The 23,218-nt window shown below is 71.6% G+C and carries 23 protein-coding genes; 3 read left to right on the plus strand and 20 right to left on the minus strand.

Annotation, left to right across the window (positions count from 1 at the left end; genetic code table 11):
• The 4 genes from L2I40_RS04175 to L2I40_RS04190 form a co-directional block, all read right to left on the minus strand.
• The coding region (locus tag L2I40_RS04175; protein ID WP_372491011.1) for a hypothetical protein at positions 1-614 on the minus strand (614 nt) is incomplete at its 3' end.
• Positions 611-1,906 (minus strand): TRAP transporter large permease, encoded by a 1,296-nt coding sequence (locus tag L2I40_RS04180; protein ID WP_237213610.1) that lies wholly within the window; start codon positions 1,904-1,906, stop codon positions 611-613. The genes L2I40_RS04180 and L2I40_RS04175, both read right to left, overlap by 4 nt.
• Positions 1,907-2,470, minus strand: a complete 564-nt coding sequence (locus tag L2I40_RS04185) for a TRAP transporter small permease subunit (protein ID WP_237213611.1) — start codon at positions 2,468-2,470, stop codon at positions 1,907-1,909.
• On the minus strand, positions 2,467-3,465 hold the full coding sequence (locus L2I40_RS04190) for a TRAP transporter substrate-binding protein (RefSeq protein ID WP_237213612.1): 999 nt from the start codon (positions 3,463-3,465) through the stop codon (positions 2,467-2,469). The genes L2I40_RS04185 and L2I40_RS04190 overlap by 4 nt, the downstream gene beginning before the upstream one ends.
• Before the next feature lie 130 nt (positions 3,466-3,595).
• Between L2I40_RS04190 and L2I40_RS04195 the strand changes: the two genes are divergently transcribed.
• Complete coding sequence (locus tag L2I40_RS04195; RefSeq protein ID WP_237213613.1) at positions 3,596-3,964, plus strand: carboxymuconolactone decarboxylase family protein; 369 nt, start codon at positions 3,596-3,598, stop codon at positions 3,962-3,964.
• Positions 3,961-4,740 carry an enoyl-CoA hydratase-related protein gene (locus L2I40_RS04200; RefSeq protein ID WP_237213614.1) on the plus strand — a complete coding sequence of 260 codons (780 nt, stop codon included), beginning with the start codon at positions 3,961-3,963 and terminating at the stop codon, positions 4,738-4,740. The genes L2I40_RS04195 and L2I40_RS04200 overlap by 4 nt, the downstream gene beginning before the upstream one ends.
• On the opposite strand, the gene L2I40_RS04205 is transcribed toward L2I40_RS04200, so the two are convergent.
• From L2I40_RS04205 to L2I40_RS04275, 15 genes are all read right to left on the minus strand, one after another.
• The gene (locus L2I40_RS04205) at positions 4,727-5,938 is read right to left on the minus strand and encodes an amidase (RefSeq protein WP_237213615.1); all 1,212 of its coding nucleotides are present in this window, start codon (positions 5,936-5,938) and stop codon (positions 4,727-4,729) included. The genes L2I40_RS04200 and L2I40_RS04205 overlap by 14 nt on opposite strands.
• Complete coding sequence (locus L2I40_RS04210) at positions 5,935-7,326, minus strand: phenylacetate--CoA ligase family protein (protein ID WP_237213616.1); 1,392 nt, start codon at positions 7,324-7,326, stop codon at positions 5,935-5,937. The genes L2I40_RS04205 and L2I40_RS04210 overlap by 4 nt, the downstream gene beginning before the upstream one ends.
• Before the next feature lie 12 nt (positions 7,327-7,338).
• Positions 7,339-8,664 carry an MmgE/PrpD family protein gene (locus tag L2I40_RS04215; RefSeq protein WP_237213617.1) on the minus strand — a complete coding sequence of 442 codons (1,326 nt, stop codon included), beginning with the start codon at positions 8,662-8,664 and terminating at the stop codon, positions 7,339-7,341.
• Entirely contained in the window at positions 8,657-9,787 is a 1,131-nt protein-coding gene (locus L2I40_RS04220; protein WP_237213618.1) for a CaiB/BaiF CoA transferase family protein, read from the minus strand. Before L2I40_RS04220 ends, L2I40_RS04215 begins: the two co-directional genes overlap by 8 nt.
• On the minus strand, positions 9,784-10,992 hold the full coding sequence (locus tag L2I40_RS04225) for a CaiB/BaiF CoA transferase family protein (RefSeq protein ID WP_237213619.1): 1,209 nt from the start codon (positions 10,990-10,992) through the stop codon (positions 9,784-9,786). Before L2I40_RS04225 ends, L2I40_RS04220 begins: the two co-directional genes overlap by 4 nt.
• Positions 10,989-12,149, minus strand: a complete 1,161-nt coding sequence (locus tag L2I40_RS04230; protein ID WP_237213620.1) for an acyl-CoA dehydrogenase family protein — start codon at positions 12,147-12,149, stop codon at positions 10,989-10,991. The genes L2I40_RS04225 and L2I40_RS04230 overlap by 4 nt, the downstream gene beginning before the upstream one ends.
• Before the next feature lie 68 nt (positions 12,150-12,217).
• Positions 12,218-13,603, minus strand: a complete 1,386-nt coding sequence (locus tag L2I40_RS04235) for an MmgE/PrpD family protein (protein ID WP_237213621.1) — start codon at positions 13,601-13,603, stop codon at positions 12,218-12,220.
• Entirely contained in the window at positions 13,600-14,472 is an 873-nt protein-coding gene (locus L2I40_RS04240; protein ID WP_237213622.1) for a polysaccharide deacetylase family protein, read from the minus strand. Before L2I40_RS04240 ends, L2I40_RS04235 begins: the two co-directional genes overlap by 4 nt.
• 21 nt (positions 14,473-14,493) lie before the next feature.
• Positions 14,494-15,219, minus strand: a complete 726-nt coding sequence (locus L2I40_RS04245) for a GntR family transcriptional regulator (RefSeq protein ID WP_237213623.1) — start codon at positions 15,217-15,219, stop codon at positions 14,494-14,496.
• 1 nt (position 15,220) lies between these two features.
• Positions 15,221-15,970 carry a maleate cis-trans isomerase family protein gene (locus tag L2I40_RS04250; protein ID WP_237213624.1) on the minus strand — a complete coding sequence of 250 codons (750 nt, stop codon included), beginning with the start codon at positions 15,968-15,970 and terminating at the stop codon, positions 15,221-15,223.
• A gap of 207 nt (positions 15,971-16,177) precedes the next feature.
• Positions 16,178-16,858, minus strand: coding sequence for a DUF2848 domain-containing protein (locus tag L2I40_RS04255; protein ID WP_237213625.1), 681 nt, complete (start codon positions 16,856-16,858; stop codon positions 16,178-16,180).
• 1 nt (position 16,859) lies between these two features.
• The gene (locus tag L2I40_RS04260; protein ID WP_237213626.1) at positions 16,860-18,233 is read right to left on the minus strand and encodes a TRAP transporter large permease; all 1,374 of its coding nucleotides are present in this window, start codon (positions 18,231-18,233) and stop codon (positions 16,860-16,862) included.
• Positions 18,230-18,829 (minus strand): TRAP transporter small permease subunit, encoded by a 600-nt coding sequence (locus L2I40_RS04265; RefSeq protein ID WP_237213627.1) that lies wholly within the window; start codon positions 18,827-18,829, stop codon positions 18,230-18,232. Before L2I40_RS04265 ends, L2I40_RS04260 begins: the two co-directional genes overlap by 4 nt.
• Before the next feature lie 70 nt (positions 18,830-18,899).
• Positions 18,900-19,973, minus strand: a complete 1,074-nt coding sequence (locus L2I40_RS04270) for a TRAP transporter substrate-binding protein (protein WP_237213628.1) — start codon at positions 19,971-19,973, stop codon at positions 18,900-18,902.
• A 37-nt stretch (positions 19,974-20,010) separates the two neighbouring features.
• Complete coding sequence (locus L2I40_RS04275; RefSeq protein ID WP_237213629.1) at positions 20,011-20,835, minus strand: putative hydro-lyase; 825 nt, start codon at positions 20,833-20,835, stop codon at positions 20,011-20,013.
• 150 nt (positions 20,836-20,985) lie between these two features.
• Between L2I40_RS04275 and L2I40_RS04280 the strand changes: the two genes are divergently transcribed.
• Positions 20,986-21,840: a YihY/virulence factor BrkB family protein gene (locus tag L2I40_RS04280; protein WP_237213630.1), complete on the plus strand. Its 855-nt coding sequence runs from the start codon at positions 20,986-20,988 to the stop codon at positions 21,838-21,840.
• A gap of 4 nt (positions 21,841-21,844) precedes the next feature.
• On the opposite strand, the gene L2I40_RS04285 is transcribed toward L2I40_RS04280, so the two are convergent.
• A partial coding sequence (locus L2I40_RS04285; protein WP_272910934.1) for a flavin monoamine oxidase family protein occupies positions 21,845-23,218 on the minus strand: 1,374 nt, incomplete at its 5' end.

The following is a 23,218-nucleotide window of genomic DNA, read 5'->3' on the forward strand; positions in this document are numbered from 1 at the left end:
AAGGGGATGGACGAGGTGGTCACCGCCACGACGATCGAGCTGTCGAGCGTGGGCGCCGCGCCGCGCAGCCGCGGCCGCCCGGCGAGGCGCGCGGCGGCAGCGGCCAGCGCGAAGCTGCCGAAGACGAGGAGGGCCAGCCGCGCCGCCATGGCGGCTGGATCCACCTGCGCCGACACCCCCATCGCGGCGGCGTTCATCGGCAGCCAGAGCGGCGCCAGCGCATTCGACGGGATCGCCACCACGGTCAGCAGCGCGGCGTCGGCACCGAGCAGGATGGCGAAGACGGCCGCCGAGAGGACCGACGGCGTCGCCGCGATCAGCACGCCGGCGGCGAGGAAAGGGCTGCCCGCCGGCAGCAGAGGGGCGAGCGCCGCATAGACGACCAGCGGCACGCCGAGCGTCACCCAGACGAGCAGCAGCAACGCAAGCCGCGGCTGCCGAAGCACGCCGGCCAGTGCGGCCGGTTCGACCCGCAGCAGCGCGAGCGTCATGGTCGCCAGCGTGATCCAGAGCAGCCAGGGGCGCATCGCCTCGGCCAGCGGCGGCAGCGCGATGCCGAGCACTGCGCCGCCGGCGATCAGCGCCATGCCGTGGCGCCGGATCGCCGCACTCATCCGCGCATGGAGTGCGGCAACGCGGTCACGAGATCGGGGAAGAGGGTGATGAGGGCGGTGAAGAGCATCATGATGACGCAGAAGGGCCAGGCATAGGAGGCGATTCGGAAGATGCCCTCTCGCGTCAGCCCCTGTATGACGAAGAGGTTGAAGCCGACGGGCGGCGTGATCTGCGCCATCTCGATGGTGATGATCAGGAAGACGCCGTACCAGATCGGGTCGAAGCCGGCGGCGACGGCCAACGGCAGCGTGACGGGCAGCGTCATGACGATGGCCGAGAGGCCGTCCAGCACGCAGCCGAGGGCGAGGTAGAACAGCAGCAGCACGAGGATCAGCGTGTAGGGGTGCAGCCCCCAGGACTGGATGGCCTCCGCGATCTCCGCCGGCAGGCCGAGCCGCGCCATCGCCTTCGACAGGAACAGCGCGCCGACCAGGATGAGGCCGATCATCGAGCAGGTGCGGACCGTGCCGAGCAGCGCCTGCCAGAGCCCGCGCCAGGTTAGAGTCCGCTGCGCGAGCGCCACGATCAGCGCGCCGAGCACGCCGATCGCCGCGGCTTCAGTGATGGAGGCGAAGCCGAAATAGAGGCTGCCCATCACGAAGGTGATCAGGAACACCACCGGGATCAGGTTGCCGAGCGCCTTCAGGGCCTCGGCGCGCGGGATCGGCGGCTCCATCGGCGGGACGAGCGATGGCTGCAGCGCCGCGCGCAGCGCGATCCAGCCCATGAACATGGCGGCGAGCACGAGGCCCGGGACCAGGCCCGCGATGAAGAGCTCGAGGATGGAGACGTCGGCCACGACGCCATAGACGATCATCGGGATGGAGGGCGGGATGAGGAAGCCGAGCGTGCCGGCGCCGGCGAGGGAGCCGACGGCGAGACGCCGGTCGTAGCCGCGCGAGAGCAGTTCCTGCAGCGTGATGCGGCCGACCGTCGCGGTGGTGGCGGCGCTGCTGCCGGAGACCGCCGCGAACAGCGTGCAGCCCATGACGTTCACATGCACGAGCCGCCCTGGCAGGCGCCGCGTCCAGGGCGAGAGGCCGCGGAACAGGTTCTCGCTCAGCCTGGTGTGGAACAGCAGCTCGCCCATCAGGATGAAGAGGGGCAGCGTGATCAGTTCGACCGAGGTCGAGGAGGACCAGATGTCGCCGGCGAGGAACCGGTCCACGCGCATGTCGCGGAACATCTCCAGCGACACGATGCCGATCGACATGAGCGCGACGCCGACCCAGACGCCGCCGGCCAGCGTGACGACCAGCATGCCGAGGACGAGAAGGAGCGGACCGCCCATCTACTCGACGCCCCCGGCGGTGAGGCCCGCGGCGAGGTCGGCGGGCTGGTCGAGCACGAGCCGGACGAGCCGCGCGACGAAGCCGAGCAGCAGCAGCGTGACGCCGAGCGTCAGCAGCGCCTGAGGGATCCAGAGCGGCGTGCCCATCGGATAGAAGCTCGTCGAGCCGAAGTCGAAGGTGCGGATCAACTGCTGCCAGAGCGCCCAGCTGGCGAAGCCGACGACGCCGATGGCGAAGACGGTGCCCGCCATGTCGAGCAGGCGGGCGGCAGCGGGTGGCAGCGCCTGCAGCAAAATCGCGACGCGGATGTGCCCGCCCTGCCGCAAGGTCCAGCCGGCGCCGCAGAAGAGCACGAAGCACTGCAGATAGATCGCGTATTCAATCGCCCAGGGCTGCGACCATTCGAAGAAGGAGGTGACGATCACCTCCCCGATCAGGATCAGCGCGAGCAGCGCCGCGGCGATGGCGGCGACGAAGGCGCCGGCGGCGCAGGCGCCGTCGATCACGCGCAGGATCGCGACCGCCGCCGCCGGGGGCGGGCGGCGGTCGTTCGCCGGCGTCACGCCCGTCCGACGCGCTGGCGGAACTGCTGGATGATGGGTCCGGCGGCGGAATTGGCGCGGACGAACTCGTCCACCATGGTGGCGGTGGCCTGCCGCATCGCCTGGATCAGCGCGGGCGAGGGATCCTCCACCGTCATGCCGTTCTGGCGGAGCTCGCCCATGCGCGTGTCGTGCTCGCCGCGCGAGACGTTCCAGAACTCGGGCTCGAGGCGGCGGGCGAGGTCCTGGATGGTGGTGCGCGTCGCAGCCGGCAGGCGGCGCCAGGCGTCGTTGTTCACCACCATCAGGTTGGACGCCCACAGATGGTTGGTGACGTAGGTGTGGCGCAGGAACTCCCAGTAGCGCTGCGACACCGCGGTGGTGCCGCTGGTCATCACGGCGTCGACGCGGCCGGAGGCGAGCGCCGGCACGATGTCCGGGTTGGTCAGCTGCTGCGGCACCATGCCGAGGCGCGTGACCATCTCCGCCGTCACGCGGTCATAGGTGCGCATCCGGATGCCGCGGAGGTCCGCCGCCGTGGCGATCGGGCGCTTGAAGTAGAAGCACTGCATCGGCCAGGGCACGACATAGAGCACCGTCTGGTTGCGCCGCTCCAGCTCGCGCTCCCAGGTGGCGCGCACGAGCCCGTGCATGGTCCGCAGCTCGTCGTAGTTGGCGATCAGGAAGGGAATGGATTCGATCCCGAGCAGCGGAAGCTCGCCCACGTTCTGGAATGCGGCGAATTCCGCCATCGGCACGACGCCGTCGCCCACCGCGCGCACCGTCTCGTTCGCGCGCACGCCGAGCGAGCCGCCCGAATGGACGGTCATCTGCACCGCGTTGTTGGTCGCCTGCGCGACCTCGCGGGCGAAGCGCTGTGCGTTGACGGTGTGGAACTCCGACGGGCCCCAGGGGATCGAGATGTCCCAGCGCGTCGGCGCCTGGGCTTCCGCCCGTCCGATGATCCCGGCCGCGGCCAGGACGCCACCGGCCCGCATGATGTCGCGTCGTTGCATCGTCCGTTCCCTCAACTCTCCCGGGCGGCAGGGAACCATGCGTCCCGGGCGTGGGCAAGAGTTGTTCGGACAAATCTTGGCGCGACGGCCCGGCCCGCGGATACTCCGCTGCACGGGCAGGAGGCACGGCATGACCGGGGACGGGCATTTCGAGGCGACGCTGGGCGCGGTGCCCGACAGCGTGGCGCTGCTGCGCCGGCATGCGCCGGAGGCCTTCGCGGCCTATCTGGCCGCGCGCGAGGCGGCGTACCGCCTTCCCCCGAACGGCCATCTCTCCCTGGCGAGCAAGGAACTGGTCTTCATCGTGCTCGACGTGGCGGCCGGCCATGTCGAGGGCGCGGTGGCGCATGCCGAGGCGGGGCTCCGCGCCGGGCTGACCGCCGGCCAGATCATGGAGGCGCTGTCCATCGCCATCCTGGTGCACGGCCATCAGTGCTGGGCGCGGGCGGGTGCCGCCGTGATGCGGCGCGTCGAGGAACTTGCGGGGAAGCCGGCATGACCGGCGCGGTGCGGCTGGAGCGGCATGGCGCCGTCGGGACGTTGCGGCTCGACCAGCCGGTGAAGCGCAACGCCATGACGCGCGCGATGTGGGCGGCGATGCTGGGCTTGCTGGCTGAGGCGGCGGCGGATCCGGATATTGCGGTGCTGCGCGTCGAGGGCGCGGGCGGGCATTTCTGCGGCGGCGCCGATATCGGCGAGTTCGAGCAGACCTACGCGGAGGCGGAGAGCGCGGCCGCGGCGAATGCGGCGATCGCGGCGGGGGTGGAGGCGCTGGCCGCCTTCCCGAAGCCGGCGGTCGCCGTGATCCGCGGCGCTTGCGTGGGCGGCGGCGTGGCACTGGCGCTGGCCTGCGACCTCCGCTTCGCCGCGGCCGATGCACGCTTCGCGGTCACGCCGGCGAAGCTCGGGCTGATCTACAGCCAGGCGGATACGACGCGGCTGGTCAGCGCGGTGGGCGCCGCGCGCGCGAAGGACCTGCTGTTCAGCGCGAGGCTCATCGGCGCAGAGGAGGCGCTACGGATCGGCCTCGTGCAGGAGCTGCGCGCGCCGGAGGACCTCGACAGCTTCGTCGGGAGCTGGCTTGCCCCGCTCGTCGCCGGGTCGCGGCCGGCGCTGCGGGACATCAAGCGCATGGTGGCCGCCGTGGAGGCGGGCGCGTCGCCGGAGGAGCCCGGCCTGGCGCAGCTCTTCGCGGATGCCTTCCGGAGCGCGGATTTCCAGGAAGGGCGCGACGCCTTCCTGCAGAAGCGCGCGCCGGTGTTCAGGGCGCGCTGAGCGCCTCGGCGAGGCCGACCAGCAGCGCCTCGGCATGGGCGCGCCCGACGAGCTGGACGGAGCAGGGCAGGTCGCCATCAGGTGCCGGCCACGGGATCGCGATCGCCGGCAGTCCGGCGATGTTCGCCAGCGCGGTGAAGTCGGCCTGGTCGGGTGGTGTCGGCGTGCCGAAGGCGAAGGCGCGCTGTGGCGCGGTCGGCAGCAGCAGCGCGTCGGACTGGGCTAGCGCGCGCAACGCGCCGGCCTCGGCCTCGGAGAGGCGGAACAGCGCGCGCGCGAGGCGCACCGTGCCGGCGTCGCGGCCGTAGTGCAGCGCGGCCCGGAACGCGGCCGAGGTGGCGGTCGGGTCTGCGATCAGCGCCTCGTGCAGCGCGGCCGCCTCGGCCTCGATCAGCAACAGGCCGGCGCGGCGAACCGCGCCAGGCTCCCCGCCCTGGACGGCCACCGGCTCCACCGTGGCGCCGAGGTCGCGCAGGCGCTGCGCCGCGGCGTCCCAGGCGGCGCGGATCGGCGCTTCCATGGCTGCTGCGAGGATCGGCTCGGGCAGGCCGATCCGCAGGCCATGCAGCGTCGGCGCCGCATCAGGAACGGCGCGCCAGCCGCGCGGCACGGGGCGCGAGGCCGGGTCTGATGGATCCTCGCCGGCCATCGCTTCCACGCCGCGTGCGGCCAGTCGCGGCGTGCGCGCCAGCATCCCGACATGGTCCAGCGCGAGGGAGAGCGGCACGACGCCGCTGCGCGAGACGACGCCGCGCGTCGGCTTCAGCCCGACCACGCCGCAATAGGCGGCGGGGATGCGGACGCTGCCCATGGTGTCTGTGCCGATGGCGAGGTCCGCGAAGCCGGCCGCGACCGCGGCGCCCGAGCCGCCCGAGGAACCGCCCGGCGTGAAGCCATGCCGGAGCGGGTTGTAGCAGAGGCGCGGCACGTCCGTCGTCGCGCCCAGCGCGCCCTCATGCATCGCAACCTTGCCGAGGACGGCGCAGCCGGCGGCGCGCAGGCGCGCCACGCAGGGCGCATCCGTTGCCGCGATGCGTGCCGTGTGCTGCGCGAAACCGGCCGTGGTCGGCATGCCGGCGACGTCGACATTGTCCTTTACGGCGAGCGTCACGCCCGCCAGCGGACCCGCCCCGCCCGGCTGCGGCGCGTGATGCCAGAAGATGCCGAGCTCGGCGTCGTGCGCCGCGTCGTAGGTCACTTGCGTTCGTCCAGCAGGCGGATCGCCTTCTGCCGGCTCTCGACCTGGGTCAGCGTTGCCAGCGCGCCCGGCGCCTCGAGCGCGACGGCGATCTCGATCCCGAGCCGGGTGCGCAGCGCTGCCTCCAGCCGCTGGCGCAGCGCCTCGCTGCGGTCGCCCCGCACTTCGAGATGCGCGGTCATCGCGTCCCGCGTGCCGTCGCGATGCACGCGGCAGAGGAACTCGCCGGTCGCGCCCTCCGCCTGCTCGACCAGCAGCGATCCGATGCCGGTGGGGAACAGGTTGATGCCGCGCAGCTTCACCATGTTGTCGCTGCGCCCAAGGAAGCCTCGGATGCGGCGGAAGGGCAGGCCGAGTGGGTTCGCGCCCGTCACTTCCTCGGTCACGTCATGGGTGTTGAAGCGGATGATCGGGAAGATGTCGTCCTTGAAGAGACAAGTGCAGACCATGTCGCCGAGCCGGCCGGTCTCCACCGGCGCGCCGGTATCGGGATCGGCGATCTCGAGCACATGCGCGTCCTCCCACACATGCATGCCCGTGCGGTCGGGGCCTTCGCCGGCGATGATCCCGGTGTCGCCGACGCCGTACCAGTCATAGACGGCGGCGCCGCCCCAGGCGGCGGACAGGCTCGCCTGCGTCTCGCTGCCGAGATGCGCGCAGATCAGCCGGATGGGGATGTCGCGGCCGGGCTCAAAGCCCTCCTCGCGCGCCACGTCGGCCAGGCGCCGGATGAAGTCGGCGAAGCCGACGATCGCGGTCGCGCCGAACTCCTTCATGATGAAGACCTGCTGGGCGGAACGCGTCTCCACCCCCGTGCCGGCCGACATGAAGCGCGCGCCGACCCAGTGCTGCACCGTCTCGCGCACATAGTGGCCGCCATTGATCAGGCCGTGTCCGTAGACGCTGTGCACCACGTCGTCGCGCGTCATGCCGCACAGCAGGTAGAGGCGGGCGAGCAGGCGGTTCTGCACCTCGCGGCTCTTCGGGCCGAAGAGCAGCGGCTGGGGCTTGCCGGTGGTGCCGCTCGTGGTGTGGAAGATGATCTGCGGGCGGCGTTCGGGCGGATGCGCGTCCTGGCCGTGGAAGTCGCCGAGCGGCGGGTGCTCCGCCACGCTCGCCATGATGTCGGCCTTGTCGTAGCTCGGCAGCTTCGGCAGGTCGTCGAGGCCGCTTATGTCGCCCGGCTCGATCCCCTTGGCACCCCAGAGGCGCTGGTAGAACGGCACCTTCCAGGCGAAGGCCATGATGCGGGCGAAGTCGCGCTCCTGCCGCGCGCGGAGTTCGTCGCGCGACATGCGTGCGAGCGCGCCAGGGAAATCGGGGCCGATCGGGTAGTCGCGCCGCAGCGCCTCCGGGTCCATCGCGGTGACGTAGTCGAAGGCGGTCATGCGCGGCTCCGGTCAGGGCAGGGCGGCGTTGAGATGCGAGGCGGGCGCGCCCTCGGCCAGCGCGAGGGCAGCGGCGATCACCGCGTCGGGCCTGGCGACGCCCGCGCTCTCCATCAGCATGCGGGCCTTGGTGAGGATCGCGTCCTCGGACAGCGGGTTCTCCGGGTCGCCGAGCGCGTCGGGCACCGCCTCCCGCAGCACCGCGCCGTCGGTGAGCGTGACGGTGACGGCGGCGCCGAAATGCGCGGGATAGGCGCGCGTGAAGGCGGCGTCTTCCGCGACCGTGACCTTCGCGCGAAGTGCCGCGAGATCCGGGCGCGCGAGGGCGGGTGGGTCGAAGGCGGAGAGCGGCGGCGGGCCGTCGAGCAGCGCGACCGCGACGGCGTGCTGCAGCGAGAACTTCGCGCCGATCGTGTCGGATGGCGCGGCGCGGTCGCAGAAGGCGAGTGCATCGGCGTAGCTCTCGACGCGCACGGCTGCGATGGCGCGGCCCTCGATCCGCGGGCGCAGCGCGAGCGCTGCGTCGATCGCGGGATGCGCGTGGCGGCAGGCGGGCCAGGGCTTGAAGCTCGTCTCGTGCACCAGCCAGGGCGCGCCGGGATCGGCGAGCACGCGATGGGGTCGTGCATCCGGCGCGAGGCCGGCGAAGACGCCTTGCGGGCCTTCGAGGATCAGCCGCGGGCCGGTGAGGCCGAGCGCGGCGAGCGTCGCCGCTTCCAGCCCCATCGCCGCGGCGCGCGCGGTGTGAAGCTGCTTCGTCATGACCTTCTCGTGCCGGCACTGCCACACGCCGCCCGCCTGTGTGCCCGCATTGCCGAGCGTCCAGACGCTGCGCGTCGCGTCGAGGCCAAGCAGCGAAGCACAGGCGGCCGCGGCGCCGAAGGGGCCGATGGTCGCGGTGGGGTGGAAGCGCGCGTAGTGGCTCGGGCCCATGGCGCGGCCGATGCGGATCTCGGCCTCGTAGCCGCGCAGGATCGCGTCGAGCAACGCATGGCCGGGTGCGTCGCGCTCCGCGGCCAGTGCGAGCGCGGCCGGCATGACGACCGGCCCGGGGTGGAGGATGGCCTCGCGATGGACGTCGTCCATCTCAAGGACGTTGCCGAAGGCGCCGTTGGCGAAGGTGGCGTCGCGGGCCGAGGCCGTGCCGCCCAGCAGGATGCGCGCCGGGCCGGAAGCGCCTTCGGCGTGGCGCCGGAAGACCGCGCCGGCCTCGCTCGCCGCACCGGCCACTGCGCAGCCGATCCAGTCCACCAGGTGCAAGGCGGCGCGCCGGCGATCGCCTTGCGAGATCGGCCGCGCGAGCAGCGCGACGAGGCCTTCGGTCAGCGACTCAGTCATCGGCCAGGCGCCGGCGCGCCTCGGCGATCACCGCCGCCGTGTGCTCGCCGAGCTTCGGAAGGCGCGGATCCAGGCGGCCCGGCTCGTCGCGATACTTGATGGGCAGGCCGAGATGGAGGTTGCCCTCCTCATCGCGCAGCAGCATGCGCCGCGCGGCGGCGTGGGGCTGGTGCAGCGCCTCGCGCAGGTCGAGCACGGGGGCGAAGCAGACGTCGCGGCCCTGGAACCAGGCCTCCCACTCGTCGCGCGTGCGGGTCGCGAAGGTCTCGCGGAGGAAGGTCTCGGCGGGCTTGTGCGCGGGGCCGGGCGGGCCGGACGTCGCCGGGATCAGATCGTCGCGGCCGAGCGCGTGCAGCAGCGTCTCGACGAATTTGTGCTCGCTGCCGCCGAGCACGACCCACTTGCCGTCCTTCGTCGCGTAGATGTTGTAGAAGGCGCCGCCTCCCCACTGCCGCTCCTCCTTCACCCGCGGCGGGCGATCCTCGGCGAAGACGGCGCCGGTGGCGTTCGGCAGCCAGGAGAGCGTGGCGTCGAACATCGCCATGTCGATCACGTCGCCCCGGCCCGTCGCCTCGCGCCGGTAGAGCGCCATCGCGATCCCGGAAAGCGCGAGGAGGGAGGCGGTGACGTCGGCGATCGGCACGTTCGGATGCGTGGGCTTGCCGTCCTGCCCGAGATTGACCGAGACGGTGCCGGCCAGTGCCTCCACCGCCAGGTCATGCGCGGGGCGGTCGCGCAGCGGGCCGTCCTGGCCGAAGGCGGAGATCGAGCAATAGATCAGCCGCGGGTTCAGCGCCGTCATCGTGGCGGCGCCGATGCCGAGGCGGTCGGCCACGCCGGGGCGGAAGGATTCCAGCATGACGTCGCAGGTCTTCGCGATGTCGTGCAGCGCCGCGAGATCGGCCGGATCCTTGAGGTTCAGCACGACGGATTTCTTGCCGCGATGCGTGTTGCGGAACCAGACGCTCTCGCCGTTGGCGCGCAGGCCGACATGGCGGACGGGCTCGCCGCCCGGCGGCTCGACCTTGATGACCTCGGCACCGTGGTCGGCCATCACCGTGGTGAGATACGGGCCCGGCAGGAAGAGCGAGAGGTCGAGGACGCGGACGCCCTGGAGCTTCATGCGGCCCCCAGCGCGCGGAGATGCGCGATCTCGTCAGCGGTGTAGCCCGCTTCGGCCAGCACCGCCGCCGTGTCGGCGCCGTAGCCGGGCCCGGGCCGGCCCTGCAGCCGCTGCCCGTCGAGCCGGATCGCGCTGGCGACGACCTTCAGGTCGGGGCGCGCCGGATGCGGCAGGTTCAGCACGCCGCCGCGGTTGCGGAGATACGGATTGTCCAGCGCCTCGGCCAGCGAGAGGACCGGCGCGACCGGCACCTTGCCCGCCAGCATCGCGACCCATTCGGCCGATGTCCGACTGCGCATGATCGGATCCACGATCGCGGCCAGCGCGTCGCGGTTGGCGAGGCGGTCGTCGAAACTCCGGAAGCGCGGGTCCTTGGGCAGGTCGGGCAGGCCCAGCGCCTCGCAGGTGCGGCGCCAGAAGGCCGGCTTGATGCACATGACGAAGACATGCCCGTCGGCGGTCGGGAACATCTCGCAGGGGACGATGAAGGGATGGCCGCCGCGCGGGCGGCGCGGGACGGCGAAGCCCTCGTTCAGGTACCAGGTGGCGACATAAGTGAGGTTCTGCACGGCGACGTCGTAGAGCGAGACGTCGAGGTCACGGCCCACGCCCGTGGCTCGCGCGCCCATGACGCCGGCCAGCACCGAGAGCGCGGCCGTCAGGCCCGAGAGCATGTCGATGACGGGAAGCCCCGCGCGCGCCGGCGGGCTGCCGGGCTCCCCTGTCAGCGCGCAGAAGCCGGCCTCGGCCTGGGCGAGGTAGTCATAGGCCGGCCAGGCGGCACGCTCGCCGTCGCGGCCGTAGCCGGAGATGTGGACGCAGACGATCTCGCGCTTGACCTGCGACAGCGCCGGATAATCGAGGCCGAGCCGGGCGGGCAGGTCGCCGCGCAGGTTGTTCAGCACCGCATCCACGCCGCGCACCAGGCGGTGCAGCGCCTCGCGCCCCTCCTCCTTGCAGATGTCGAGCGTGATGGCGCGCTTGTTTCGGTTGAACGACTGGAAGTACTGGCTGTCGTTCTCGCCGAGCCTGTAGTCGCCGGTGTAGCGCGCGATGTCGCCCGGCGGCTCGCCATCCTCGGTCGGCGGCGATTCCACGCGGATCACCTCGGCGCCGAGGTCGGCGATGTTCATCGTGGCGAAGGGGCCGGCGCCGAACTGCTCGAAGGCGAGGATGCGCAGGCCGGCCAGGGGCAGGGGTTTCACACCGGGTTCCGCGCGACGAGCTGCTTGGCGATGATGATGCGCTGCATCTCGTTCGTGCCCTCTCCGATGCACATCAGTGGCGCATCGCGGAAGTAGCGCTCGACGTGATACTCCTTCGAATAGCCGTAGCCGCCATGGATGCGCATGGCTTCCAGGCTGTTCTCGACCGCGGCTTCGGAGGCGAAGTACTTGGCCATGCCGGCTTCCATGTCGCAGCGCTCGCCCTTGTCGTAGGCGCGCGCGGCGTCGTAGGTCAGCAGGCGTGCGGCCTGCAGCCGCGTCGCCATCTCGCCGAGCTTGAGCTGGATCGCCTGGTGCTCGCAGATCGGCTTGCCCATGGTCTTGCGGATCTGGCTGTAGCGGACGGAGTCCTTCAGCGCCGCCGAGGCGAGGCCGCAGCCGCGAGCGGCGATGTTGATGCGGCCCAGCTCGAGGCCGGAGAGCGCGGCCTGCATGCCGCGCCCCTCGCCGCCGATCAGGTTCTCGGCCGGGACCTGGTAGTCCTCGAAGATCAGCTCGGCGCTGTCGATGCCCTTGTAGCCGAGCTTCTCGAGCTTGCGCCCCACCCGGAAGCCCTCGCCCTTCGGCGCGAGCAGCATGGACATACCCTTGTGGCGTGGCTCCGCGGCCGGATCGGTCTTCACCAGCAGCGCGAAGCAGGAGCCCTCGATGCCGTTGCTGATCCAGGTCTTGGTGCCGTTGACGACGTAGCCTTCGTTGGTGCGGGTCGCGCGGGTGCGGATCGCCTGGAGGTCGGTGCCGCAGTCGGGCTCGGTCAGCGCCAGGCCGCCGCGGATCTCGCCGGCGGCGAATTTCGGCAGCCAGCGGTGCTTCTGCTCCTCGGTGCCGAGGCGCGAGACGATCGCGCACATGATGAGATGGCTGTTGAAGATGCCGGTCAGCGACATCCAGGTCTCGGCGATCTTCTCGACGATCTTCGCATAGGTCGTCGCAGAGAGACCGAGGCCGCCATACTCCACCGGGATGGTCGCACCGAAGAGGCCAAGCTCCTTCATCTGCTCGACCATCTCGTGCGGATACTCGTCGGCGTGCTCGAGGCGCAGCACATGCGGGCGCACGTCGCGCTCGAGCCACTTCTCGATGGCGTCGAGGAGGGCGTCGTCCTCCTCGGCGAGCCTGCTGGCGGCGATGTCCATGACCGGCGTCTCCCGCTGGATTTGTCCGGACAAGTAGGCCCGGGCGCGTGGCCCGTCAATTCAAGCGATCAGGCGCGGCCCGCGATGGCGCCGACCAGGGCCGTGACGTCGGGCAGGCGCTCCAGCCCCTCCACGAGGTCGCGGATCCGGTGCGCGCGCGCCTCCGGCACGGCGGGTTCGGCATGCCGGCAGCAGCGGAAGAACTTCTCCTCGTTCTCCTCGGCGGTGAGGGCGGCCTTAGGGTGGCCGTAGACATGCGGCAGGTGGATGGCATGCGTGGCGCCCGAGGCTAGCCGCACCACGATCTCCTGCGGGTCGAGAGCGTTCTCGTCGGTGTTGCCGTCGGGCTCGAGACGGATGCGCGCGGCGAAGGCGTGCACGCGCGGATCGCGCAGCGCCTCGCCCCGGAAATCCGGCACGTCGCAGCGCCCCTTCGCCAGATAGACGCCGGCGACGAAGGGCAGACAGAGCTTCGCGTAGTTCGAGGCCGGATCAGCGATGAGCGGGCGGCCGACGAGGCGACGGACCAGGGGCGGGACGCGGCAGGTGACCTCCGCCACGTCGTCCGGGGTGAAGCCCTGCCGTGCCATCAGGTCGCGCAGCCCGTGGACGACGCCATGGGTGAGGCGGCCGGAGGGGAAGGGCTTGTGGGCGAGCTGCTCGATCTGCCACTCGCGGCCGAGTGCTGACTCGATCCGGTCGGCATGCAGCTGACCGTCCTCGATCAGCGTGTAGTACCCATAGCGGCCGGTGAAGACGTCGAGCGGGCCCTGCATGCCGGCGGCGGCAAGGTCGGTAGCGGCGATCGCGCCGCGGGCGTTGAAGCCGATCTGCAGGCCGAGCAAGGGCGAGCCTTCCAGATGCGGCTGCAGCGTGCCGCTGGTCTGGCCGTACATGTGGCCGAAGGCGCTGCGCGTCGTCGCGGCGTCGAAGCCGGCGAGGTTCGCGATGCCCGCGGTCGCCCCGAAGCCGCCCGCCGTGGCAGGGCGGAAGAAGCGCAGCGCCGCGTCGGTGGCGACACCGAGCAGCCCTGCGACGTCCACGCCGACGGCCATGGCGGCCAGGAAGCGCTCGCCCGGGACCGGGCGGCCGCGTGCCGCTTCGCGCTCGGACCAGGCGAAGAGGGCGGAGACCAGCGTGGCCATGGGGTGCACCACCGCGCCCTCGTGCACGCAGTCGAATTCCAGGCAGTGGATCAGGTAGGCGTTCACGATGGCGGCGGAGCCGGCGCTCATCCGCGTGCCGCCGAGCCAGGAGGTCGCCTCCTCGCCCGGCCCCCAGGCGCGGGCGAGGTCCCGCACCGCCTCCACATTGGCGCCGCTGCTGCCTGCGAGGCCGACGCCGATCGTGTCGAGCAGGAAGGTCTTGGCCTTGGCCGTGGCGGCGGGGCTGAGGTCGGCGTAGCGCGTGCGCGCGGCGTGCTCGGCGAAGGCCTGGGCGATATCGTAGCTCATGTGGCGCTCGGCTCGGCGGGGGCGGGAGTGGTGGCGGCGAAGGCGCGTGCGATCTGCAGGCGGGTCGCGAACCAGACGCCGGCCTTGCTGCGCGCATGCTGGACGAAGCGGTCGAAGGCGCGGATCCGACCCGGCCGGCCAATGATGCGCAGATGCAGGCCGAGCGACATGAGGCGCGGCGCGGCGGCGCCTTCCTCGTGCAGCACGTCGAAAGTCTCGACCGCATAGTCCAGCCACTGCTCCGGCGTGTAGCCGGGTGCGAGCCAGAACTTCATGTCGTTGGTGTCGAGCGCGTAGGGCACGATGACGATGGCGCGTTGCCCGGCATCCGTCTCCACCACGTCCCAGCGCGGCACGTCGTCCGAGAAATCGTCCATGTGGTAGAGAAAGCCTTCCTCCGCCAGCGTGCGGCGCAGGCGTGGCGAGTGCAGGTAGCGCGAGAGCCAGCCCAGCGGGCGCTCGCCGGTCGTGCGGCGGATGCTGTCGACCGCCTTGCGGACGAAGTCGCGCTCGCGCGCCTCGTCGTAGGAGAACTGGTGGATCCAGCGCCAGCCATGGCTGCAGGGCTCGTGCCCGCCTTCCGCGATGGCGCGGCCGATCTGCGGCGCCCGTTCCAGCGCCATCGCGGCGGCGGTGAAGGTGGCGGCGATGCCGTGGCGCTGGAGCACGGCGTGCACCCGCGGCCAGCCGGCACGGATGCCATAGTCGTAGTTCGATTCATTGGCGAAGTTGCGGATCGGCACCTTCAGCGCGACGCCGAGCTCGTCCACCGGCTCCGGCCCCTTGTCGCCGTCGCGCAGCGACATCTCGGCGCCTTCCTCGACATTGACGACGATGCTGAGCGCGAGGCGCGCGTCATTCGGCCACATCGGGGTCTCCACTGGGGCGGCTCACGTGTCCTGCCGGCGCAGCCGCATGGCGTAGGTGAAACGCTCCGCCGGGTGCCAGCTGCGCGAGACGAGCAGCGTCTCGCCGTCCTTGAGCACGTAGCGGCGCATGAAGAACATGCCGACCTCTCGGCTGCGGCGGCGCAGTGCGGCGGCGACCGCGGTGGGCATCGGCGCGGCGGAGATCTCCTGCACCACCTCCGCCACCTCCACCCCGAAGCGCTGCTCGATCACGCGGTAGATCGCGCCACGCTCCGGCAGGTCCGGCTCGACGGCGGCGTAGCGCGGATGGATCAACACCTCCGCGGTCGCGAGCGGGCGGCCATCCTGGCCGAGCCGCAGCCCTTCCACCTTCAGCCAGGGCGTGCCGGGCTCGGCCAGCGCCTGCGCCGCTTCCTCCCGCGTCAGCTTGGCGAGGCCCCGCCGTCCGATCTGCAGCCGCGTGTCGGAGGCGTACTGCATCAGTCCGTCGATGTTGCGGATGGCGTGCACCTCGCCGCGCGAGGGCTCGCGCGCGATCACCAGGCTGCCGGCGCCCTGACGGCGCTCGACCAGCCCGGCATCGACGAGGCGCCGCAGTGCTTCGCGCACCGTGTGGCGCGAGACCTTCAGGCTGGCGCAGAGCTCGGCCTCGGTCGGCAGCAGCGAGCCGACCGGATGCCGGCCTTCCGCGATGGCGTCGCGCAGCCGCGCCTCGATCCGGGCGTAGAGCGGTGGCCGTGGTGGCAAGTCAGTGTGCCTCGAGCAGCTTGCCGAAGCCCTGCACCCTGTCGGCGATGCCGTTCTGCCGCAGCGCCCACCAGTAGGTCGCGGTGTTGATGGCGACCACCGGCTTGTCGAGCCAGAACTCGGCGATGGCGGCGAGGCGCGCCATGGCCAGGTTGGTGCCGACCTGCACGATGGCGTCCACCGACGGGTCGTTCAGCTCGATGATGGCGTCGCGCAGCGTCCGTTCCGAGACATGGGCGATGGCGACGGGGCTTTCGCAGCGCAGGCCCTTCAGCCCCGTGATCTCGTAGCCGCAATCGTTGAAGAAGCGGATCACCTGGCGGTCGCCGACCGGCTGGTAGGGCGTGATCACGGCGATGCGGCGCGCCTCGGGGGCCAGGGTGCGCAGCGCGGCCCGGCAGGCGTCGGAGCCCATCGCGACCTTCACGCCGGCGCGCTGCTCGATGCGCCGCTCGAGCTCGACCGAGCCTTCGAGCCCGTCCCAGAAGGTCTCGGCCGACATGCCCATGACGAGATAGTCGGGCTCGCAGGACATGACCGAATCCACCGCGTCCATGATGGTGCCGCGGATCGCGTCCATCAGCGCGTTGAAGTCGTCGTCATTCGCGAGCGTCATGTTCGGGATGCGGATGCGGCCGAAATGGTTCGTCACGCCGGCCGGACGCATGGCGTCGAACTCGGGCTGGACCGAGGTGTTGGTCGAGGGGGCGATGACGCCGAACTTCCGGCGCCAGCCCAGGCTGTCTGTCATCGCGTTGTCCTTCCCGTCGCTGCGCAGGGTAGCGCGGCGGAGTTGTCCGGACAACTCATGCCGGCTTGCGGGCCTGCTGACGCAGGTCCGACCTCAGGCGCCGGCGCGCGCCTCCGCGCGCTTGGCTTTCGCCACACTCGCGGCGGCGCCCGTTCGGGCGCTCGGCCGCCTGCAGCGGCCGCATCGTGGCACCTCTGTCCGGTGCCCTCACGAAACGACGGGCAGCGCCTCGATGTCGTAGGCGTGGCGCATCACGCGACCCAGGACGGGGTCGCGCAACTCCATCGCGAAGCGCGCGGCCGGGCGGATGCCGCCGATCGCGGCGAGCGTGCCGCAGAACATCACCGTGCCGGCCGGCAGACCGGGGCCGCCGGGGCGCCGGGCGAGCAGGTCGCGCGGCGGGCGCATCGCGGCCAGCGTGCCGCGCTGGTAGGTCACCTCGGCCCCGCCGATGGTCGCGGTGGCGATGAGCTCCAGCGCATCCCAATGGGGCTCGACCTCGGCCAGCGGCCACAACGTCGTGCCGACCGGCTTGCCGCAGAGTTGCTTCGAGAGCGCGATGCCCGCCGCCTCGGCCTTTCGGTCGGTGTGATCCGAGCCGAGTCCGAGCCAGAGCCCGTCGGGGAGCGAGAACAGCACAGGTTCCGCCTCGCCCGAGCTGTCGGGGCCGAGCACCTGCAGCCGCGGCGCCTGCGTCAGGTTGGTGACGGCCGCGCGGTAGTAGACCGGCACGGAGGAGGGCGGCGGCACGCCGATCGCCTGCAGCTCCTCGATATGGTGCTGGACGGCGGCCTGGTCGCGGCCGGTCCAGCCGGCGATGACGAGCGTGTCCGGCATGAATTCGACCCGGTCGGTGCCGGCGCGCGTTGTCCGTTCGAAGCGCAGCATCTCAGGGTCCTGCGACGGAGGGCAGCCAGAGGGCGATACCTGGGAACACCATGATCACGATGATGGCCAGGATGTAGACGGCGACGAAGGGCAGCACGCCGGCGAAGACGTCGCCGATGGGACGTCCGTCGCGCCGCATGCCCTGCAGGACATAGAGGACCGTCCCGTCGGGCGGACTGATCAGCGCGATCTCGACCAGCATGGTCACGACCACGCCGAACCAGATCGGGTCGTAGCCCAGCGCCATCACCACCGGGAAGATCACCGGGATGGTGGTGATGATCATGGAGAAGCCCTCCATGAAGGTGCCGAGCGCCAGGTAGAAGCCGATGATCAGCAGCATGATGACCCAGGGCGGCAGGGGCAGCTCGGCCACGGCCTGCGCCATCATCTGCGGGATGCCGAGCAGGGTGATCACGTAGTTCAGGACATAGGCGCCGAGCAGGATGAGCCCGATCATCGCCGTGTTGCGGGCTGTCGCCTCCGCGCTCTGGTGCAACATGCGGAAGGAGAAGCGGCGCTCCACCACCGCGATGCCCAGAGCGGCGACGACGCCAAGGGCGGCCGATTCGGTGGGCGTCGCGAGGCCGGCATAGATCGTCCCGAGCACGACGAAGATCAGCAACAGCGTCGGGATCAGGCCGACCAGCGCGCGCAGCTTCTGGCCGAGTGGGATCGGCGGGCCCGGGGGCGGCGCGGCGTGGCGCTTCAGCAGGATCACCAGGATGAAGAAGGCGACAACGAGCAAGGCCGGGCCTAGCGCGGCCAGGTAGAGCGCGCCGACGGAGGTCTCGGTGATCAGCGCGTAGATGATGAAGGTGATCCCGGGCGGGATGAGGTTGCCGAGCGCGCCGCCCGCGGCAAGCGAGCCCATCACCATTTTCGGGTCGTAGCCGCGGCCCTGGAAGAAGGGCATGGCGACGTTGCCCATCGCGGCGGCGGTCGCGACGGAGGAGCCGCTGATCGCGCTGAACACGCCGGAGGCGACGATGTTGGTGTGCAGCAGGCCGCCGGGCAGCCTATCGAGCCACACGTTCAGCGCGCGGTAGAGCCGTTCCGACAGGCCGGCGCGCAGCAGGATCTCGCCCATCAGCAGGAAGAGCGGCACCGAGACGAGCACGAAGCTCGAGGAAGGCCCCCAGACCGTCTGGCCGAGGAAGGTCCAGAAGGGACGGTCTGAGAAGGCGAAGCCCATCAGGATGCCGAGCACGCCGAGCGCCGCGCCGATGTAGATGCCGGCCGCGAAGAAGGCGCAGAACACCGCCAGCACGAGCAGGATCGGCAGGATCGGCAGGCCTTCCGCGCCGCCATAGCCGAGCACGTGCATGCCGAGGAACAGGCCGAGCACGAGCAGGATGAAGACGACGGCGATCACGGCTTCGGACCCGCGCCGCGGAGCGCGTCGAGCGCTTCCTCGGCCTCGTCGCTGTAGCTGCGGGAGGAGAGGTGCCGCTCGACCGCGCGGGCGTCGCCCGAGAGTGCGAGCAGGAGGTTCTCGACCAGCATCAGCACGATCAGCACCAGGAAGACGAGGAGGCCGAAGGCGAAGAGGCCCTGCGGGATCGCGAGTGGGATGCGCAGGGCGGAGATGTCAGTCGCCTCGAACAGCAGGCTCTCATCGACCAGTTCCCAGGCCCCGCGGGCGAGGAAGCCGACGAAGACGCCGAGCAGCGTCAGCGAGAGCAGGTGCAGCGGGACGCGCGCCGGGCGCGGCAGGCGGTTGACCAGCATGTCGATCCGCACATGGCCGCGCTGCGCGAGCGCGTGCGCGAGTCCCCAGGACAGGCCGAAGGCCAGCATGTAGCCCGAGATCTCGACCGTCGAGCCGGTGCTGACGCGGAGGAAGGCGCGCGCCAGCACCTCGAAGGCAATGAAGAAGGCGCAGAGCACGAAGCCCCAGCCGGCGATCACGCCCATGACGGTCGCGATCACCGTGACGACGCGGCGGAGGAGGGTGGCGAGCTTCAGCACGGATGTGCCGGGTGACGAGCCCCCACCCCGACCCTCCCCCGTGAACGGGGGAGGGAGATAGGAGAGCGCGTCACCGCGCCTCGGCGCGCACGCCGGAGATCGGTGCGACGAGGCGGTTGTACGTCTCGGCGCAGCCGGCGCCGCAGCGCTGCACGAAGGCGGGCAGCACGTTGTTCTGCAGGATGCCGCGCAGCGTCTCGAGGTCCTGCGGCGTGGCGCGGGTGACGGTCATCGGCCGGTTCTCGACGAGGCGCCCGATGGAGCAGCCCTGGCGCTGGCCGATGTTGCAGTTGATGCCGTCTTCCGTCGCCTCGTCGCCGAGCGCCCATTGCGCATCCTCGAGCTCGCGGAAGGTGGTGGTCAGCAGCTCGCGCGTCGGCGCGTCGAGGCGGTTCCACCAGGCGAGGTTCACGAAGTAGCCATAGGTGCTCCACGCGACGGGCAGGGCGTACATGTGCGTCGTCACCTCGTACCAGCGCGCGCCGTTGCCGCTGCCGGTGCCGGTGATGGCGCAATCCACCACGCCGCGCTCCAGCGCGCCGTAGACCTCGGGGAAGCCGATGCCGACGGCCTGGCCGCCGACCGCCGTGACGAAGTCGTTGATCGAGCCGCCGCCGGTGCGGATGCGCTTGCCGCGCAGATCCGCCAGGCTGTTCACGCGATCGCGGCAGAACAGGACCTGCGCCGGGTAGGGCGCCATCGCGATCAGCCGCACGCCGAGCCGCTCGAGCTGGCGGTTCAGCTCCGGCTCCAGCGCCTGGGCCACGCGGCGGGCCTGCTGGATCGTCGGGTTGAGCCCGGCGAGGTCGGGCATGTCGAGGATGCGGACATCGCCCGCGACCGTGTTCAGCGGCACCGCGCCGATCTCGACCTGGCCGGAGCGGACCAGGCGGACGATCTCGGGCCCGTTCAGGTTGCGCTCGGGCCAGGAGGCGAGGGTGACGCGGATGCGGCCGTTCGAGCGCTGCGGCAGGCCTTCGCGCAGCATCGGGATATCCACGCGCGTCCATTGCGGGATGCCCGGGTTGGGCTGGGTCACCGCCTGGATGTTGACGGTCTGCTGCGCGCTCGCGGGCGTGCCGAGCAGCGTTGCGCCGAGCGCCGCGCCGAGCAGCGCGCGCCGGAATGCTCCGAAGGCGGTCATCTGTCCTGGTTCTCCCTGTTCGGTCTTGGTCGGCTGGCTACAGCACGGCGAGCGCGCTGTTGCGCACGTCGGTCACCAGCATGCTGCCGGGCGCATGGGTGATGGCGAAGGGCGGCTTCGCGGCGGCGATGACGGCCTGGGGCGTCACGCCGCAGGCCCAGAAGAGCGGGATCTCGTCCGGCGCCACCTCGACCGCGTCGCCGTAGTCGGGGCGGGCGAGGTCGGCGATGCCGATCAGGTGCGGATGGCCCAGATGGACGGGCGCGCCATGCACGCCCGGGAAGCGCGTCGTGACCTGCACCGCGCGGATCGCGTGGGCGGGGCTGAAGGGACGCATCGAGACCACCATTGGCCCCGCGAAGGGACCGGCCGGCGCGCAGGCGATGCTCGTCCGGTACATGGCGACGTTGCGGCCCTGCGCGACATGGCGCATCGGGATGCCTTCCTCGATCAGCGCATGCTCGAAGGTGAAGGAGCAGCCGAGCACGAAGGCGACCAGGTCGTCGCGCCAGACATGGGCGATGTCGGTCGGCTCCTCGGCCAGCGCGCCGTCGCGCCAGACGCGGTAGCGCGGCAGGTCGGTCCGCAGGTCGAGGTCGAGGCCGAGTTCCGGGATGCGCGGGCTGCCCGGTTCGGAGATGCCGAGGACCGGGCAGGGCTTCGGGTTGCGCTGGCAGAAGCGCAGGAAGTCGCCGGCGAGGTCGGCCGGCAGGATGGCCAGGTTGCCCTGCACGAAGCCCGGCGCGAGCGAGGAGGTGTGGCCCGTCAGCCTGCCCTCGCGCGCCGCACGGCGCACGGCGACGCCGTCCGGCAGGACGGGCGGGCCAAGGGGCGAGCCATGGGGCGGGCCATCGGCGGGCATCGCGTCGTCACGGGCCTCCGTGCCGGACGAGGGACGGGGCCGGCATGGCCCCGGTTCCCGTCCGGCGGCGCAGGATCGGTCGGAACCGGCGCGACGGCAACAGGGCCGGTCTGGCGGCGGCGCGGGCGGCCGTGCCAGGGTCCGCAGGCGATGTCCGCAACGCCCTCCGTCCTCGACATCCCGCGCTGGCGGCGGGCGCTGGCCGTCGCGACCTCCGACCAGATCTCGCTGGTCTCGGCCGGCTGCGCCTTCTACGCGATGCTGGCGCTGTTCCCGGCCATCTCGCTGTCCATCTCGGCCTATGGGCTGTTCTTCGACGTCGCCACGGTGGAGCCGCAGCTGGAGCTGCTGGAAGGCGTGCTGCCGGAGGACACGCAGGAGTTGATCGCCGGCCGGGTGCACGAACTGGTCACGACGCCGCGGCCGACGCTGGAATGGGGCGCGGTGCTGAGCGCGCTGATCGCCTTCTGGTCGGCGTCCGCTGGGATCCGCGCGATGCTCGGCGCGCTGAACCTGGCGCATGACCAGTCGGAGCGGCGCGGGACGCTCGCCTTCTACGCCACCGCGCTGCTGCTGACGCTCGGCGCCATCGTCGCGGTGATCGTCGGGCTCGCCTTCCTGGTCGTGCTGCCGAAGGTACTGGCGCTGGTCGGCCTCGATCCGTTCGAGGCGCTGCTGCTGCGCGGCGCCGGGCTGCTCGTGCTGCTGGTCGCCGTGCTGCTGGCGATCGGGCTGCTGTATCGCTTCGGACCAGCGCGGAAGCCGCCGGGCTGGCGGCTGGTCTCGCCCGGCTCCGTCGCGGCCACGATGCTCTGGGCCGTCGCCTCGGCGCTCTTCTCGCTCTACGTCAGCAACTTCGCGGGCTACGAGGCGAGCTACGGCACGCTCGGCGCGGCGGTGGCGCTGCTGATGTGGTTCTATGTCAGCGTCTACGTCATCCTGCTCGGCGCCGAGCTGGACGCCGAGATACGGCGCGAGCGCAGCCTGCCGTCCGAGTTGCCGTAGCGCCTCACCCCAGCAGTCGCGCCACTTCCTCGGCGGCGCGGCGGCCGGAATCGGCCGCACCTTCCATGTAGCCCGAATTCTTCTCGCTGGTGTGCTCGCCGGCGAAGACCACGCGGCCGACGGGCGCGAAGGCGCCGGCGAGGCCGTACCACTGCCCGGGGGCGAAGCAGCTGTAGCTGCCGCCGACATAGGGGTTGCCCGGCCAGTTCATCCGGCTGGCGCGACCGTTGAACGCCGCGGCCGCGCCCGGCAGGGCGGCGTCGATCGCCGCCGTGGCGGCACGCGCACGGTCCACCGCCCGTCCCTGCGCGAAGCCGACCCCGGTGCGCCCGCCGGCGAAGATCGTCATCGCGCCCGCGCCCGTGCCGGGGCGCGCATGGTCCTCCCACACCGTCTGGATGCCGAGGTCGTTCAGGCATTCGCCGCTGCGTCCCGCAGCGCGCCAGGGGCGCGCGGAGAGGCCGGCGAAGAGCTTCGCATTGGTGCCGTAGCCGAGCTCGCGGATCGCGCGGCGGGTCAGGGGCGGCGCCCCGATGTCGAGCTCGACCGCGCGCAACGTGGTGGCGGGGATCGCCAGGATCACGACATCCGCCTGCACGTCGCGCGTTGCCCCGCCCTGGTCGAAGGACAGCACGTAGCCGCTGCCGCGCCGGCGCACCGCCAGCAGCTTCTGACCGGTGCGGATGTGGCTGCCGAGCTTCGCCGCGATGGCGGCGGGCAGGCGGTCGTTGCCGCCGGCGATCTGGTAGCGCTGGTCGGAGGAGAAGATGCCGAGCTGCGGCTGCGCCCGGTCGGGTGCGAAGTATTCGGTGAAGTAGAGGGCCGACATGCGGTCGGGCTCGAGCCCCATCTCCTGCGTCAGGCCGAGGTCGATCAGCGTGCGGAGCCAGCTGGCGATGCCGAGCTCGTCCATCACCCGCGCGGCGGAGTTGCGGTCCAGCGAAGCCTTGGCGTCGTCCGAGAGGGCCCGCATGTCCTGCAGACGCGGCAGGATCGGCGCGGCTTCGGCCGCGATGTCGCCGACCGAGTAGTGGCGCCCGCCGACGAAATACGTGCCGAGCAGCGGCGGCCCGGCCTCCGCCGCCCCGTCCTCCAGCGCCAGGTCGAATTCGCGCGCCAGCGCGCGGATTTCGTGGTGCTCGGTGTTGATGAAGCTGCCGCCGAGCTCGACCAGGGTGCCGTCGCCGACGAGGTTGCGTCCGGACAGCATCCGCCCGCCGGTGCGCGTGTTGGCCTCGTGGATCGTGACGGCGGTGGCGCCTGCCTCGACCAGGCGGTGCGCCGCGACGAGCCCGGCGAGGCCGGCGCCGACAACCACGATTCGCGCGTCGCGCCGGCCGAGCGGCGTGCCGAAGGCCGGCACCGCCGGCAGCGCGGC

The sequence above is a fragment of the Falsiroseomonas oryziterrae genome (genome assembly GCF_021864505.1).
Classification (GTDB): Bacteria; Pseudomonadota; Alphaproteobacteria; order Acetobacterales; family Acetobacteraceae; genus Falsiroseomonas; species Falsiroseomonas oryziterrae.